The organism is Pseudoalteromonas sp. TB41 (assembly GCF_000497975.1).
GTDB lineage: Bacteria > Pseudomonadota > Gammaproteobacteria > Enterobacterales > Alteromonadaceae > Pseudoalteromonas > Pseudoalteromonas tetraodonis.
Genome location: NZ_AUTH01000088.1, coordinates 1 through 14,976, shown reverse-complemented (window position 1 = coordinate 14,976; position 14,976 = coordinate 1). Strand labels below are relative to the sequence as shown.

Below are 14,976 nucleotides of genomic sequence, written 5' to 3'. Positions count from 1 at the left end.
CCTTTGGGTAAATACATGTCGTTTGATCTTTATGCACCGCACACTATAAAACAACAAACCCCTATGATGCAGCAGTATCTAAAAATAAAATCAGAGCATCGCGATATTTTATTGTTTTATCGGATGGGGGATTTTTACGAACTCTTTTTTGATGACGCAAAACGCGCCGCGCAATTGCTTGATATTTCACAAACACATCGTGGCAAAGCCGGCGGCGATCCTATTCCTATGGCGGGCGTGCCTTATCATGCAGTAGAAAACTATTTAGCCCGCTTGGTACAAATGGGCGAGTCGGTGGCTATTTGTGAGCAAGTGGGCGACCCAGCCACCAGCAAAGGTCCTGTTGAGCGCAAGGTAGTACGTATTGTCACCCCGGGTACCATTTCTGACGAAGCCTTACTGCAAGAACGCCAAGACAACCTTTTAACCAGTGTTTGGCAAAATAAAAAAGGCCAATACGGTATTGCGTATCTTGATATCAACTCAGGACGCTTTAATGTTGTTGAAGTAAACACTGATGAAGCATTTAGCTCAACGCTACAACGCTTAGCGCCTGCTGAATTACTGTATAGCGAACACTTTGAAAATATCCACTTAATTGAACACATTAAAGGGGCAAGACGTCGCCCTGATTGGGAGTTTGACCTTGATACCGCGCAACACTTACTGTGCGAGCAGTTTGGGACCAAAGATTTAGTGGGATTTGGCGTCGACAAAGCACATAGCGCCTTGGTGGCAGCAGGCTGTTTAATGCAGTACGTAAAAGATACCCAACGTATTGCATTACCGCACATCCGCGCAATCACTCTTGAGCATAACGAACACGCGGTTATTTTGGATGCGCCAACCCGTAAAAACCTTGAGTTAACGGTTAATTTATCCGGCGGCTTTGAAAACACCTTAGCCCAAGTGCTTGATAAAACAGCAACGGCGATGGGCTCGCGATTACTTAAACGTCGCATTCATACTCCTATTCGTAATAAAGATGAACTCAACTCACGACTTAATGCTATTACTGCTATTTTAGATGCACAATTATGTGGTGAACTGCATGACGCGCTCAAAGAGATTGGTGATATAGAACGTGTAATTGCTCGCTTGGCATTACATACCGCTCGCCCACGCGATTTAACACGGCTTCGCAGTGCGCTTCAAGCATTGGCGCCACTGCATAGCTTATTAAACGATGCAACTGATACGCGTATTTCGCATATAATTACGCATTCTAAAGAGCTTCCTGAGCTACAAGCATTACTTGAACGTGCTGTCATTGATAATCCGCCAGTGTTAATTCGTGATGGCGGTGTTATTGCGCCAGGGTATAACAGCGAACTCGATGAGTGGCGTAATTTAAGCCAAGGTGCCACCGATGTGCTTGAACAGCTAGAGCAGCGCGAACGTGAACGCACCGGTATTAGTACACTTAAAATTGGTTATAACCGAGTGCATGGCTTTTTTATTGAAGTGAGCCGCGCCAACTCGCACTTAGTGCCTGCAGATTACATTCGTCGTCAAACATTAAAAAATAACGAACGCTATATAATCCCAGAACTAAAAGAACACGAAGACAAAGTCCTCGGCAGCCAATCAAAAGCGCTGGCCCTTGAAAAACAATTATACGAACAGTTATTTGAATTTATAGCTCCGCATATTGAGCAGCTACAAATAATGGCCTCGGTCATTGCCGATCTAGATGTACTGAACAATTTAGCAGAGCGTGCTCAAACACTTAATTATGCCAAGCCTGAGCTTTGCGATAACGATAATATCAGCATTAAACAAGGCCGCCACCCTGTGGTAGAGCAGGTAATGAAAGACCCGTTTATTGCCAACCCTGTGGAGCTAAATAACCAGCGTAAAATGTTGATTATTACCGGCCCTAACATGGGCGGTAAATCAACCTACATGCGCCAAACTGCGCTTATTGTGCTTATGGCACATATTGGCTGTTACGTTCCTGCCGATAGCGCTAAAATTGGTAATATCGATAGAATATTTACCCGCATTGGCGCCAGTGACGACTTAGCATCTGGGCGCTCTACCTTTATGGTTGAAATGACAGAAACTGCGGCAATTTTAAATAATGCCACCGCACAATCATTAGTATTAATGGATGAAATAGGCCGAGGAACCAGTACTTACGATGGTTTATCACTGGCATACGCGACAGCTGATCATCTTGCTTCAAAAATAGCAGCTAAAACTCTGTTCGCAACCCATTACTTTGAACTCACAGAGCTTGCAGAACAAACACCTGGATTGGTTAATGTGCACTTAGATGCCATTGAACACAACGATACCATTGCCTTTATGCACACGGTATTAGATGGTGCCGCAAGTAAAAGTTTTGGTTTGCAAGTGGCAGCTCTGGCTGGCGTACCTAAAGCGGTTATTGCCCAAGCAAAACAAAAGCTAAGCTTGCTTGAAAATCATCAAAGTGTCACAACAGTCACCACAGAGCAACAGGTTTTACCGTTTGATAGTGAACCGCAAATAATTCAGCCTAATGAGCTTGAGCAACAAATGACCGCAATAGATCCCGATAACCTATCACCGCGTCAGGCGCATGAACTGCTTTATAAATTAAAAGCACTGCTTTAAACGCAAACAGCCCGACTAAAAGGTCGGGCTGTATTTAATTTTATTGCGTGTTTAGATTAAGCGAACTGTTCAAATAAGCTTTCGGTACTTAATCCTTCTTGCTGCAAGATATCTTTTAACCGACGTAGCGCCTCAACCTGTATTTGGCGAACTCGCTCACGGGTTAACCCAATTTCACGGCCCACATCTTCAAGCGTTGAAGGCTCATAACCGAGTAAACCAAACCGACGTGCCAGTACTTCGCGCTGCTTAGGGTTCAATTCACCTAACCAGTCAATAATATGCGTATTCATATCATTGTTTTGCACTTCACCTTCAGGACCTACATTTTTTTCGTCGGCAATCACATCTAATAATGCACTGTCATTCTCGCCACCAATGGGCATATCTACAGAGGCTATTTTTTCATTTAGGCGTAGCATTTTGGTGACGTCTTCAACCGGTCTATCTAAGCTTTCTGCAATTTCTTCTGCGGTAGGCTCATGATCAAGCTTTTGCGTTAGCTCACGTGCTGTACGTAAATAAACGTTAAGCTCCTTAACTACATGAATAGGCAAACGAATCGTACGCGTTTGATTCATTATCGCCCGCTCAATGGTTTGACGTATCCACCATGTAGCATAAGTAGAAAATCGAAAACCACGTTCAGGATCAAACTTTTCAACCGCTCTAATGAGTCCTAAGTTACCTTCTTCAATTAAATCGAGTAGAGCAAGCCCACGATTGTTATACCTGCGCGCAATTTTCACAACCAAGCGTAAGTTACTTTCAATCATGCGTTTACGGGAAGCTTCACAGCCTTTCAGCGATTTTCGTGCAAAAAATACTTCTTCTTCTGCACTTAATAGAGGGGAAAAACCAATTTCGCCTAGGTATAACTGAGTGGCGTCGAGGTTTTTAGTGACTTCTTCTTTAACAAATACGTCTTCATCTTCCACGTCATCAAGTAGTTGCGTTGGATCTTCAACTTTTGAATCGTCAAACTTATCATCAGTGGGGGTTTTCTCAGCTTTTGCTACATCAGCCATAAGACTTCTCCTGAGCAAGCTATCAATAACTTTATGATTAAGGTCTGTAGTCGTTTTATTAGCTTTTGCTATATTAGCCATGAGCCTTCTCCAGAACAATCAATCAACACCTTTAGTTCAGGGTAGGTATTTAGCAGGGTTAACAGCTTTTCCTCGATAACGAATTTCAAAACGAAGTGCCGTTACTGAAGACTCTGAATTACCAATTTCTGCTATTTTTTGTCCCGCCTTCACTGTTTGCTTTTCTTTAACAAGTAACGTTGAATTATGTGCATAAGCACTTAGGTAATCATCGTTATGTTTCAAAATAATTAAATTACCGTAACCTCTTAGTGCACTACCCGCATAGACTACCGTTCCTTGAGCAGCGGCGAGTACGGTAGTACCCTTTTTATTAGCAATCTGTAGGCCTTTATAACCATTTTCCTTGTTAGAAAAGCGTTTTGTTATTTTACCTTTAGCAGGCCAAAACCAACTCAACTTTTTAGTTGAAGAACCTTGAGACTGACTAATTTTTTGGTTAGCTTGTTTTTGAACATACCTACGTTTTTTCGGCTTATCAAGCTCTTTCTTTAATTTTCTGTTACTTTTTTGTAAATGAGAAGGCTTTTTAGCAGCTTTCTTTTTATGCTTTTTTTGTGTAACCCTTGACCTGCTTGGTTCTAAAAGGGATACAACCTGACCAGGAACAATAGTGTAAGGTGATGGAATTGAATTGTTTTTTGCAAGTTCTCTGAAATCTTTTCCGGCACTAAAAGCAATCGAGTAAAGTGTATCGCCTTTTTGTACTGTGTACTTACCACCGTTAATATTAATCCGTGAAGGATAGTCATTAATATTATTATTTAAACTACTTACAGGAGCCGGAACATGGCGAGACGAGCATGCACAAAGCAAAACACTAATAAATAAAGCAACATAACAGCGTATTTGTTTATTCAATGTGTTTTGCCCTCTGTTTTAATATCATTATATTATGGCTATTATCGCAACAATAGGTACGCAACAGCGATTAAAGCAACCACTGCCCAGCCAAGTACTTCAATATATTGACGTAATTTTTGTTCCATTTTAACTCCGCCCCATTTCATTAAAGCAGAAACTAAAAAGAAACGCGCGCCACGGCCAACAGCAGAAGCAATAATAAAAGGTAAAAACGCCATTTGTAATACACCAGCGCCAATGGTGAACACTTTATAAGGAATAGGCGAAAATCCCGCTATAAATACCACCCAAACACCATAATCTTTGAACCATGCAAGCGCCGTATTAAATTTATCTTGCCATTGCATTTGCGCAATAAAGGGCTCTACAACCGGTTCAAACAACCAAAATCCAAGCAGGTAACCCAGCACGCCGCCGAGCACAGACGCAACCGTGGCAAAGCTTGCAAATCGCCATGCCTTACTCGGTTGCGCTAGCGACATGGGGGCTAACATTACATCGGGTGGGACCGGAAAAAATACCGATTCGGCAAAGCTCATTCCTGCTAAATAACGTTCTGCATGGCGGTGTTTAGCCCACACTAGCGCCATATCGTATAACTTGGTAAACAACTTCAAAATGAATTCCTATTCAATATCACCAGGGACTAAAGGTACAAATCTTACTGGCGCAATTACATGCTCTGTAAAGCTATCGCCTTGGCGAATAACCATAGTTAATTTTTGTTCCGCCTCACCAATAGGGGCGAGTAATACGCCTCCATCGGCAAGTTGTGCGAGTAACTCGGGGGGAATGGTGGTTGCCGCAGCGGTCACGATAATGCCATCAAATGGCGCTTGTGACTGCCAGCCTTGCCAACCATCGCCATGTTTCATGGCGACATTGTACAAATCAAGCTGGTGTAATCGGCGTTTAGCTTGCCATTGCAAAGCTTTAATACGCTCTACCGAATATACTTTATCAAAGGTTTTAGCCAAAACCGCCGTTTGATAGCCAGACCCTGTGCCTATTTCTAACACCTTATGTTGTACACCTGCCAATCGCATTAGCTCGGTCATGCGGGCAACAATATAAGGCTGAGAAATAGTTTGCCCTTGCCCTATCGGTAACGCGGTATTTTGATACGCTTTATGCTTGAGTACATCATCAATAAAAATATGCCGAGGAATTTGCGCTATTGCTTTTAAAACCTCTTTATCTTCTACGCCCTCTCGCTGTAAAAGCTCTGAAAGCGCTTGTGCACTGCGGGTATAATTAGCCAGCACGGTTAATCTCCAACTCGGCTAACCATTCTCCCACGGCTTTAATACTGTCTTTGGCAGTCATATCAACGCTTAACGGGGTCACTGATGCATAGCCATTATTAACCGCATAAAAGTCAGTGCCTTCACCGGCATCGCTTTCAAGCCCTAGTGAGCCATACCAAAAAATATCGCGTCCCCATGGATCGGTTTGCTTGGTCATGGTTTCTGCTTTGTGACGAGCCCCTAAACGAGTTACCTGAACGCCTTTGAGCTCAGAGAGCGGAATATCGGGAACATTAATATTAATGATCTGATCTTTCGGCAGCGGATGTGAGGCAAGCCCTTTAATAATATTTACAGTAACGGCTGCCGCTGTTTCAAAATGCTCACCATGATGAGAGCACAAAGATACTGCAATTGCTGGTAGGCCCAGATGACGACCTTCGGTCGCCGCAGCAACTGTACCAGAGTAAAGTGTATCGTCGCCTAAATTACCGCCATGATTGATACCGGCAACAACCAAATCGGGTTTTTCATCCACTAATTGATTAACACCTAAGTGCACACAATCAGTGGGTGTACCGTTTACCGACATAAATCCGTTGTCGAGCGTTGTGGCACGCAGCGGATTCATTAGCGTTAGTGAATTACTAGCACCACTACAATTTCTATCTGGCGCAACCAGCGTTACCTCAGCAATTTGTGTTAATGCTTGATATAAAACAGCAATACCTTTGGCATTAACACCATCATCATTACTTAATAGAATCTTCATCTGCGTTATCCTTTTCTTTTCGCTCGCGAGGGCTGGCGTCAGTATAATTAACCAGTTCGCGCAGTAAAGCCGTTGCAAAGCAGCCCTTGGGTAAACCAAAGCTGAGTTTTAATGTGCGTTCATCAAGTGTTTCTATGCTTAGATCTTGAGGGATTAAACGCAGCATTCTACGCTCGTTTTTAAGCCCTAACTCACCTAAGCCATCACACCATACTTGATACGGTGCCAACCATGTTTTTTCTTGTTCGGTTAAGCCTTTTTCACTTTTGCCCACCATGGGCGCCGACATCATAATGTCGCCTGAGGCAAGCCGTGCAATATTTTCATCACTTATCGCATCTTCAAAAAATGCATTACTGCCACTGAGCATAAATACTTCGCGGTGCATGGTTTTAGCAAGGCCATGCTCTGCCACGCGTAAACTAACAATTTGATTAAACACATGTGAACGCGCAGCAGAAATAATAATGCCTCGCAGCTTTTTATCGCGAATACGCTCACCGGCAAACATCTTTTCGGCCATCACTAGGTTGTGTCCATCACGACCAAAGCGCTGTTCACCAAAATAGTTAGGCACACCTGCGCGTACTGCGTTTATACGGCACAAAATATCAAGCGGCTCGGTTACATTGCGCAAGGTAATAGTAAATCTATTTCCTTTATGGCAACCGGTGCGCAATTTTCGCTCATGGCGCTGCTGCGATACCACAAACACGCTTTCACTGTTCAGCTCTGTAAAATCAATATGCTTTTTAATCGGTACTTTTACGCTAAACCACTGCGAGCATACTCCATGGCGGTCTTTCATACCGGCATAGCTTACATCACGTGGCGATACACCCGCTTTTTGTGCAATCAGCTTGGCAACATATTGGGTGTTTTCACCCTTTTTAACCACTTGCAAACACACGTGTTCACCACTGCCGGTAAACTCTATACCGAGCTCCTCATCAACCATAAAGTCTTCTGCGGTGGTTTTAAAGTCGGCTTTGGAAAGCGGCGCGCCATATAAATAATTTAATTCGCTCATGCGTTTTGTTTACTCATAATGACCACAGCATGGCTTGAAATTCCTTCTTTACGCCCCTCAAAACCGAGTTTTTCGGTAGTGGTAGCTTTTACATTTACCTGTGAAAGCTCGGCATTTAAATCACTGGCAAGATTGGTTCGCATGGCTTGGATGTGCGGCAGCATTTTTGGTGCTTGTGCCACAATAGTTACATCCGCATTGCCCAATACATAACCTTGTTGCTTGGCTAGGTTCACTACATGGCGAAGTAAAATACGGCTATCAATATTTTCATATTCACTGGCCGTATCCGGAAAATGCTTACCAATATCACCCAGCGCTAATGATCCTAAAATAGCGTCACATAAAGCATGAATAGCTACATCACCATCTGAGTGCGCTAAAAAGCCTTGAGGGTAATCAATTTTTTCGCCGCAGATGGTTAAAGGCCCTTGGCCTCCAAACTTATGCACGTCAAAACCATGGCCTATTCGTATCATGTTGCACTCTCATTATTTTGTTTTTGCAGTAAAAAGCCTGCTAAGTCTAAATCTTCTGGGGTGGTAATTTTAATATTATCACTGCGCCCTGCCACCAGCTTTACCGGCTTATTTGCCCACTCCATTGCACTGGCTTCATCAGTAATAATTGCCCCATTGGCTAACGCATTTTGCAGTGCTGTTTTGAGCTCGTCATATTTAAAAAGCTGTGGCGTAAGCGCTTGCCATAAATCGTCACGCGGCACAGTGTGCTGTGCATGTGTTTGGCCGCGTTTTATGGTGTCTTTTACTTTACTGGCTAAAATGCCGCCTTCATCGGATTGCACGCATTGTGTTATTAACTGTTTTATATCAGCAATATCCACTAAAGGTCTTGCTGCATCATGCACCAAAACCCAAGTCGGTGGATTGGCAGCTAAAAACAATAAACTGTTTAATACTGAATCTGCACGCTCTTTACCGCCAATAGCACGCACAATGCGAGAGTCTATTAGGGTAAGGTCGTCAAAGTAAGGGTCGGTTTCGCTCAAAGCCACCACTATAGAATTTAACTGCGGTAACTGCGATAACTTAGCGAGCGTGTGCTCTAAAATGGTTTTCCCTGCTAAGGAAATATATTGCTTTGGTGTTGTGTGTTGCATTCTGCTACCAACACCTGCGGCAGGAACAATAGCTGCAATAGTAAATTTATTTGTCATGGTGTTGAGCCGGTAAAACACGAATAAAGGTTTCGTCCGGTTTAATCATTCCTAATTCGTTGCGGGCACGCTCTTCAATACCTTCAAGGCCGAGCTTTAAATCTTCTATATCCGCTTTTAATACTTTATTACGCTTGATCAGCTTTTCGTTTGTTTGTTGATGCGATGCCACCGCATTTTTTAGACGGGTGTAGTCTTGCACACCATTATGGCCAAACCAAAGTCTATACTGAATAAAAAGTGCTAAGCACAACAAGCCAAATTGAAAAAATCGCATTAAACACTCCTTATTTTAATTTTGAATTGTAAGCTTTACGCCAATGGCCGCTTAACATTGCGCCAATTAATATTGGCAGCCAATAACATTTCCCGTAACGATAATACCCGTGGCGTACTGCGCTTTGAAAACTGCCACTGGTGGCCACAACACGCCGCAGCAAGCGTTGCTTTGTTGGGTTTGAGTAATTGCGCACTTTGCTGCTCAAGCCCTTGACCTAAAAAATCAAACCAGCCAAGCTCATTGCAATGAACCTGTGTTTTAGTTACTTGATCAATGCTGTCTATTCTAACCCGAATTTGGCCGTGATTTTGTAATAATACAGGAATAATCAGCCCAACTTTGGCATAGACTTGATAAAAAAGTTCATTCGCTGAAGAATTAACTTCTGGCGGAGTTGGTTTTTGCTTTTCAAGCCACCCACCATTTTGCGCATCGAGCGTAAAAGGCGATGTTGCATTAGCCACCCGTGTTGCGGCACGTTCAATGTAATAAGGCAGGCTTTTTAATTGCCTGCGTAAACGATCACCATTAGGTTCAGCCACTAAGCGCTGCACCTCACGCTGATAAAAGGCATTACATAATTGTGCATAAAGCACTTTTTGTGCATCAGTTTGCCACATTTCAACTTGTTGGTTTGTGTCAAACTGCTTATTTTTACTGACCAATCGCTGTACTCAAAAACACCTTAATAGATGTTTTATAACACAGTAATGCACAGTTTTTAAGCACCGATTGTTAGGGCTTTTCGCCTAATTTCGCAATGCCTGATTCTAAAAATTGCACAACCGTATTACGTTTTTTTCCAATTAATAAACTGCCATCGGCTAAAAACATAAAGTTTTGCCAGTTGCGTTTAAACACATCAAAGCTCGTTTCAATAATATTATCGCGCGCCATACAAAAATAAACGGTGGTGTTAGCCTGCCAGTCTAGGTGGTTTAAAATAGCGTCAGGAAATTGGGGTTCTTCGCATTCCCATGCGTCTTCCCAATTTACTTCTTGGCTAAAGTTTTGCTCTTGCGCGCACCAATCGGTTTTATCAAAAAAGTCAGGATGATCATGTTCACGACTCACCATGGTTGTCCATAGCACTGCAGCACGCTCGCTGGTCATCGGTTTAATATTAGCTGCATCAATATCTGAAACCGGAATATCTTTGTGGCGAAATACCCAGGCTTTTTTGTAATCATCAAGAGAAATATAATTCATAGTATTGGCGTATTCTTTGGCATAATAAAAAGCGAAGGCAAATTATACAAGATAACAGACTATGACTACAGCACTAAAACTGGGTTTATATCAACACTACAAAGGCCCACAATACAAAGTTATGCATGTGGCAACTCACAGCGAAACCAACGAGCAATTGGTTATTTACCAAGCCTTATACGGTGAATACGGCATATGGGCACGCCCACTAAGTATGTTTACTGAAACCGTAGAAAAAGACGGTAAAACGATTGCGCGTTTTGCCTACCTTGGTGAAGCCGATTAACTATGGCATTATAACGCATAATAATTACTGCTCAGACCAGAGGATGACCCGTGCAATTTAATTCAACCGACAACTACATCGCAAGCTCAGCATTAAAACAGGCAGTAAACGCCGCTATTATGCTGCAAAAACCGCTTTTAATTAAAGGCGAGCCGGGCACAGGTAAAACCATGTTGGCTGAAGAGCTGGCAAAAAGTTTAGATACAGAGCTTATTCAGTGGCATATAAAATCAACCACTAAAGCGCAGCAAGGTTTGTACGAGTACGATGCAGTATCGCGTTTACGCGACAGCCAGCTAGGTGATGAGCGCGTTCACAATATTAGTAACTACATAGTTAAAGGTAAGCTGTGGCAAGCCTTCATGTACGCTGAGCTAAACGGAAAACGCCCAGTACTCCTGATTGACGAAATAGACAAAGCCGATATTGAGTTTCCAAACGATTTACTACTCGAACTCGATAAAATGGAATTTCATGTATACGAAACCGGTGAGCGCATTGTGGCCAAAGAGCGCCCTATTGTGATCATCACATCAAACAATGAAAAAGAGCTGCCTGATGCGTTTTTACGCCGCTGCTTTTTCCATTATATTGATTTTCCAAATAGCGACGAAATGCAGCAAATTATTGATGTGCACTACCCGCATGTTAAACAAGATTTAGTTCGCCAAGCACTTGAAGTGTTTTTTAACTTACGCGAAGCCAACGGCCTTAAAAAGAAGCCATCTACCAGCGAGTTACTGGATTGGTTAAAACTATTAATGGCTGAAGACATAGACGCCAAAACCCTGCACGACAAAGCGCAAAAAGGCGGCTTAATGCCGATGTTCGGCGCACTACTTAAAAACGAGCAAGACATAAGCCTAATCGAAAAGCTCGCGTTTATGAGCCGTCGCTAATATGTTGGTACAGTTTTTTTTCACGCTACGCAAATACCGCTTACCCGTGAGTCTGCGCGAACTGCTCGATTTAATAAACGCTTTAAAACAAGGCGTTGTATTTGCTGATGTAGACGCCTTTTATCATTTAGCGCGCACTATTATGGTAAAAGACGAAACCCATTTTGACCGTTTCGATAAAGCCTTTAGCGATTACTTTAGCGGTATTGCCGACTTAGACCTGCTCGAGAGCTTAAAACAGCAACACAACTTACCTGAAGATTGGTTGCGTAAAGAGTTTGAAAAGCACCTAAGCGATGAAGAAAAAGCCCAACTAAAAGCCATGGGCGGGCTCGACGAGCTAATGAAAACCCTAAAAGAGCGTTTAGAAGAACAGCAAAAACGCCACGCTGGCGGCAATAAGTGGGTAGGTACCGGTGGCACCTCACCTTTTGGTGCGTATGGTTATAACCCTGAGGGCGTGCGCATTGGTCAAGACGGCAACCGCAATCGCCAAGCGGTAAAAGTGTGGGATAAGCGCGAATACCGTAATCTAGATTCTGACCGCGAAATTGGCTCTCGTACCATAAAATTGGCCCTTAAAAAGCTGCGCAAATTTGCCCGCACGGGCGCAAGCGACACCCTTGATTTAAACGAGACTATTCGCGCGACCGCCAAACAAGGTGGCATGCTCGATGTAAAAATGGCCCCCGAGCGCCACAACGCCGTAAAAGTCTTGATGCTGTTTGATATTGGCGGTTCAATGGATGACTACATTCATACCTGTGAAGAGCTATTTAGCGCCGCCCACAGCGAGTTTAAACATTTAGAGTTTTACTACTTTCATAACTGTTTATACGAACACGTTTGGCAAGATAACCAACGCCGCCACTCAAACGTTATTGACACCATGACGCTGATCAACAAGTTTACCAGCGACTACAAAGTAATATTTGTTGGCGATGCCACTATGGGCCCATATGAAATTGCCTACCCTGGCGGCTCAGTAGAACATTGGAATGAAGAACCTGGTAGTGCGTGGTTAAACCGAATCACCAATCACTTTGATAAAGTCGCGTGGCTCAACCCACAGCCGGTTGAGCATTGGCCGTACTATCAATCAATTGACTTTATAAAGCAGCTAATGAACAACCGCATGTACCCGCTGAGTTTAGATGGGATAAGTAGCGCGATAAAAGAGCTGAGTTGATAGTTAATATCTATGGCAGCTCAGTGCCATTTGCAGACAGTGGTAACGCCTGTGTAAGCAGCGAAAGCAGTTGACTAAAGAAGCAGTTGACTAAAATTAGTGAAAAAAAGCAGCCATCTGTTCACCGTCTACTCTTAATACGCTGGTTATAAATCTAACTTAGCTACACACATACGCTACAAATAAGCTGGTGCAATTCCAAGTAGTCTTCAAGCTCAGGCTTATCCGTGGACATCCTTGCTTCATATACATCTACAAGGAAGCCTTTGCCTGGAGGGAAAACGTCCTTAGCAACTCCACTACAAATCAAATCCATCCAATAGTCCAGCTTCTCACCTTCCATATAATACTCAGCGAGTTTTGCCATTGCCGCATAGCATTGTTCAGTTGTAGGCCATTTCATAATGATTCCTAGATTTATAACGCCTTTGGCAACGGCGGTGTTTTTGGAAACAAAAAACGTAACAGTTTACGTAGGACCAGCACGAAGTGCGTGGGTACCTAAACTTTTTAACTTTGTGATGTATCTCTCACTACTTAGCCTTTGCTTTACAATGCTGATAAATACACTCTAATAATTCATGAAGCTCACTATTTACTGCTGCTTCTTGATCTGGATTTATATTGTGACCATTGGCAAAACAAATATATAAATCATTTATACTTCCCATTCCTCCAAACTTTTTAAGTACAGTTCGTGCTGATGACGCAGAACGAACATCACTAAGCCTCCAATTGCGAACACCGTATTTGCCTAATAGCTCATTGTAAGATGTGATTGCTTCGTTTAATTCCATAACTCTCAAATACAGTAACGCCCGCAACAGCGGTATTTATGGAGGGGATTGGCTTGTGCTAGCGTAGCGATAAGCACAAGCCAAGCGCCAGAATAAATATCCGGCTGCTTGCGTTTGTTATGGCTTTTTATAGCTGACCAGCCTTAATTTTACCGGCAATATCTAGCAGAATCTGAATCAACCCGCCTTTGAATAAAAACGCGTCAGTGAAGGTGTGCTCTTTTGCCGAACCATAGCTCTCTTTACGATCAAGGGTCACAAAAGAATACCCGCCCCCGCCGTTACCGTCGGCGTTGAAAGCACGCCCAAGCTTTAGTCGCTCACCGTCAATTTCAGTTTTATCATGAAACTGGCCTTTGGGCAGGCCGCCTTCAGCCTCGGTTTTAAAGAATTTGTGCTGCAAGGTATCCAAGTACCACTGTAAGCCGCGCTTGGGGAATTCGATTTGGTAATGCAGCCATTCACTTTCTTGTGTCTCAAGGTCGGTGAAGTAGTCAGCAGTTGCCAATATTAAGTGATCGGCATCAATTAAGAAGTAATAAGTAATATTAGGGTTTCGGTCATCTTGAATGCTGGCAACCACACGGGGGTCTTGGGAAATGGTTAAGGGGTCTATCTCATTAAATTGCTTCATGTTTGTTCCTTAGGACTTATTCAGTGGAATGCGGGTAACAATGCCGTCTTTTTCCAGCTTGCCCAATGTTTGAGGGTTTTTATCGTAGGTGAAGGTTTCCAGTGGGCCATAGTCTTGGCCGGTCTTAGGTTCACCAAAGGGCGTAACCGGGTTATTGGCGGTATTGTCCTTGGTCATACCGTTACCCAAAAACTGTTCGTTAGCACCGAGCTTTTTGTTCATTTGGTGGCGCATATCCAGCAACACAGTCTGATCTTCATCGAAGCCGAGGCTTTTGGCGTGCTTGTTAAATTGCTGTTTATTATTAAGGTCTACACCTTTACGCTTAGCGGTGCCATGAATATGCTCATAGGCTTCGCTGTATTCCGGTGTCATGCAGGGCTCGATGAGGTATTCACGGCCTTCAAATTCATCGGCAATTTCTTTTTGTGAAAACTCGCTTAAATTGCCATAGGTGGGAATAAAACTCACCATATCGCCTTTGGCGTTGGCCTGTTCTTGGTCAATAAGCAATAAGGTGTAATCGGCCTCGGGGTTGTAATCAATACCAACGGCCTTGGTAATCAGTTCAGCGTCCTTATCGGCATGCTCTAGTTGTGTGTAAGTGGTTGTCCAGTAGGTGGCGGTGGTTGCTCCCTCTGGCATATAGCCAATGGTACCGCTATCACCCGCGTATTTGGACTCAATGACACGCACGATAAACTTATCGCTTAATCCCTCATCGACAATACGCGCCTTATCGGCCGTACTGTATGGGGAGCGCGGAAGCTCCTGTTTGGCTTGGCGGCATTCCTGTACTTTTTTTGTGGCCTGCTCCATGCGTTGTAAAGTTTCTTCTTTGTTTTGCGGGGATTGAGGCAGATGGCTGTCGCTAGTGGCGGG

Annotated in this window: 18 protein-coding genes and 1 pseudogene; 4 read left to right on the top strand and 15 right to left on the bottom strand. The window is 43.4% G+C overall.

Translation table 11 applies throughout. The features are described 5' to 3' along the window. The first annotated feature begins 15 nt into the window (after positions 1-15). Entirely contained in the window at positions 16-2,601 is a 2,586-nt protein-coding gene (mutS, locus tag L641_RS0114965; RefSeq protein ID WP_024602329.1) for a DNA mismatch repair protein MutS, read from the top strand. Positions 2,602-2,657: 56 nt separating this feature from the next. Here the strand turns inward: mutS and rpoS are convergent, their stop codons facing one another. The 11 genes from rpoS to L641_RS0114910 all read right to left on the bottom strand — a co-directional run bounded on the left by rpoS (position 2,658) and on the right by L641_RS0114910 (position 10,289). Continuing rightward, on the bottom strand, positions 2,658-3,629 hold the full coding sequence (gene rpoS / locus L641_RS0114960) for an RNA polymerase sigma factor RpoS (protein ID WP_024602328.1): 972 nt from the start codon (positions 3,627-3,629) through the stop codon (positions 2,658-2,660). Positions 3,630-3,746: 117 nt separating this feature from the next. Continuing rightward, the gene (locus tag L641_RS0114955; RefSeq protein ID WP_024602327.1) at positions 3,747-4,571 is read right to left on the bottom strand and encodes a peptidoglycan DD-metalloendopeptidase family protein; all 825 of its coding nucleotides are present in this window, start codon (positions 4,569-4,571) and stop codon (positions 3,747-3,749) included. Positions 4,572-4,612: 41 nt separating this feature from the next. Then, a complete protein-coding gene (locus L641_RS0114950; protein ID WP_008464217.1) occupies positions 4,613-5,191 on the bottom strand; it encodes a YqaA family protein in 579 nt (192 codons plus the stop codon). Positions 5,192-5,200: 9 nt separating this feature from the next. Continuing rightward, entirely contained in the window at positions 5,201-5,839 is a 639-nt protein-coding gene (locus L641_RS0114945) for a protein-L-isoaspartate(D-aspartate) O-methyltransferase (RefSeq protein WP_024602326.1), read from the bottom strand. Continuing rightward, positions 5,829-6,593 carry a 5'/3'-nucleotidase SurE gene (surE, locus tag L641_RS0114940; RefSeq protein WP_010387748.1) on the bottom strand — a complete coding sequence of 255 codons (765 nt, stop codon included), beginning with the start codon at positions 6,591-6,593 and terminating at the stop codon, positions 5,829-5,831. Before surE ends, L641_RS0114945 begins: the two co-directional genes overlap by 11 nt. Beyond that, positions 6,574-7,623 (bottom strand): tRNA pseudouridine(13) synthase TruD, encoded by a 1,050-nt coding sequence (locus L641_RS0114935; protein WP_024602325.1) that lies wholly within the window; start codon positions 7,621-7,623, stop codon positions 6,574-6,576. Before L641_RS0114935 ends, surE begins: the two co-directional genes overlap by 20 nt. After that, positions 7,620-8,102 carry a 2-C-methyl-D-erythritol 2,4-cyclodiphosphate synthase gene (gene ispF / locus L641_RS0114930; protein WP_013465671.1) on the bottom strand — a complete coding sequence of 161 codons (483 nt, stop codon included), beginning with the start codon at positions 8,100-8,102 and terminating at the stop codon, positions 7,620-7,622. The genes L641_RS0114935 and ispF overlap by 4 nt, the downstream gene beginning before the upstream one ends. Next, positions 8,099-8,800, bottom strand: coding sequence for a 2-C-methyl-D-erythritol 4-phosphate cytidylyltransferase (gene ispD, locus L641_RS0114925; RefSeq protein WP_024602324.1), 702 nt, complete (start codon positions 8,798-8,800; stop codon positions 8,099-8,101). The genes ispF and ispD overlap by 4 nt, the downstream gene beginning before the upstream one ends. Further along, positions 8,790-9,077, bottom strand: a complete 288-nt coding sequence (gene ftsB, locus L641_RS0114920) for a cell division protein FtsB (protein ID WP_013465673.1) — start codon at positions 9,075-9,077, stop codon at positions 8,790-8,792. Before ftsB ends, ispD begins: the two co-directional genes overlap by 11 nt. Before the next feature lie 35 nt (positions 9,078-9,112). Next, positions 9,113-9,745 carry a hypothetical protein gene (locus tag L641_RS0114915; RefSeq protein ID WP_016899656.1) on the bottom strand — a complete coding sequence of 211 codons (633 nt, stop codon included), beginning with the start codon at positions 9,743-9,745 and terminating at the stop codon, positions 9,113-9,115. A 70-nt stretch (positions 9,746-9,815) separates the two neighbouring features. Beyond that, positions 9,816-10,289, bottom strand: coding sequence for a DUF2947 domain-containing protein (locus L641_RS0114910; RefSeq protein WP_024602323.1), 474 nt, complete (start codon positions 10,287-10,289; stop codon positions 9,816-9,818). Positions 10,290-10,350: 61 nt separating this feature from the next. On the opposite strand from L641_RS0114910, the gene L641_RS0114905 reads away from it, so the two are divergent. The 3 genes from L641_RS0114905 to L641_RS0114895 are packed head-to-tail and all read left to right on the top strand — an operon-like array spanning position 10,351 to position 12,663. After that, positions 10,351-10,575, top strand: coding sequence for a DUF1653 domain-containing protein (locus L641_RS0114905; RefSeq protein WP_008110327.1), 225 nt, complete (start codon positions 10,351-10,353; stop codon positions 10,573-10,575). Positions 10,576-10,625: 50 nt separating this feature from the next. Then, complete coding sequence (locus L641_RS0114900) at positions 10,626-11,474, top strand: MoxR family ATPase (RefSeq protein WP_008464234.1); 849 nt, start codon at positions 10,626-10,628, stop codon at positions 11,472-11,474. Between the two features lies 1 nt (position 11,475). Continuing rightward, positions 11,476-12,663 (top strand): VWA domain-containing protein, encoded by a 1,188-nt coding sequence (locus L641_RS0114895; protein ID WP_024602322.1) that lies wholly within the window; start codon positions 11,476-11,478, stop codon positions 12,661-12,663. A gap of 163 nt (positions 12,664-12,826) precedes the next feature. On the opposite strand, the gene L641_RS0114890 is transcribed toward L641_RS0114895, so the two are convergent. The 4 genes and pseudogenes from L641_RS0114890 to L641_RS23305 all read right to left on the bottom strand — a co-directional run. Continuing rightward, complete coding sequence (locus L641_RS0114890; RefSeq protein ID WP_024602321.1) at positions 12,827-13,066, bottom strand: hypothetical protein; 240 nt, start codon at positions 13,064-13,066, stop codon at positions 12,827-12,829. 130 nt (positions 13,067-13,196) lie between these two features. After that, positions 13,197-13,460 carry a hypothetical protein gene (locus L641_RS0114885; RefSeq protein ID WP_024602320.1) on the bottom strand — a complete coding sequence of 88 codons (264 nt, stop codon included), beginning with the start codon at positions 13,458-13,460 and terminating at the stop codon, positions 13,197-13,199. Between the two features lie 127 nt (positions 13,461-13,587). Further along, positions 13,588-14,094, bottom strand: coding sequence for a hypothetical protein (locus L641_RS0114880; RefSeq protein ID WP_024602319.1), 507 nt, complete (start codon positions 14,092-14,094; stop codon positions 13,588-13,590). 9 nt (positions 14,095-14,103) lie between these two features. Next, positions 14,104-14,976: pseudogene (locus L641_RS23305) on the bottom strand (hypothetical protein); the annotation flags it as partial.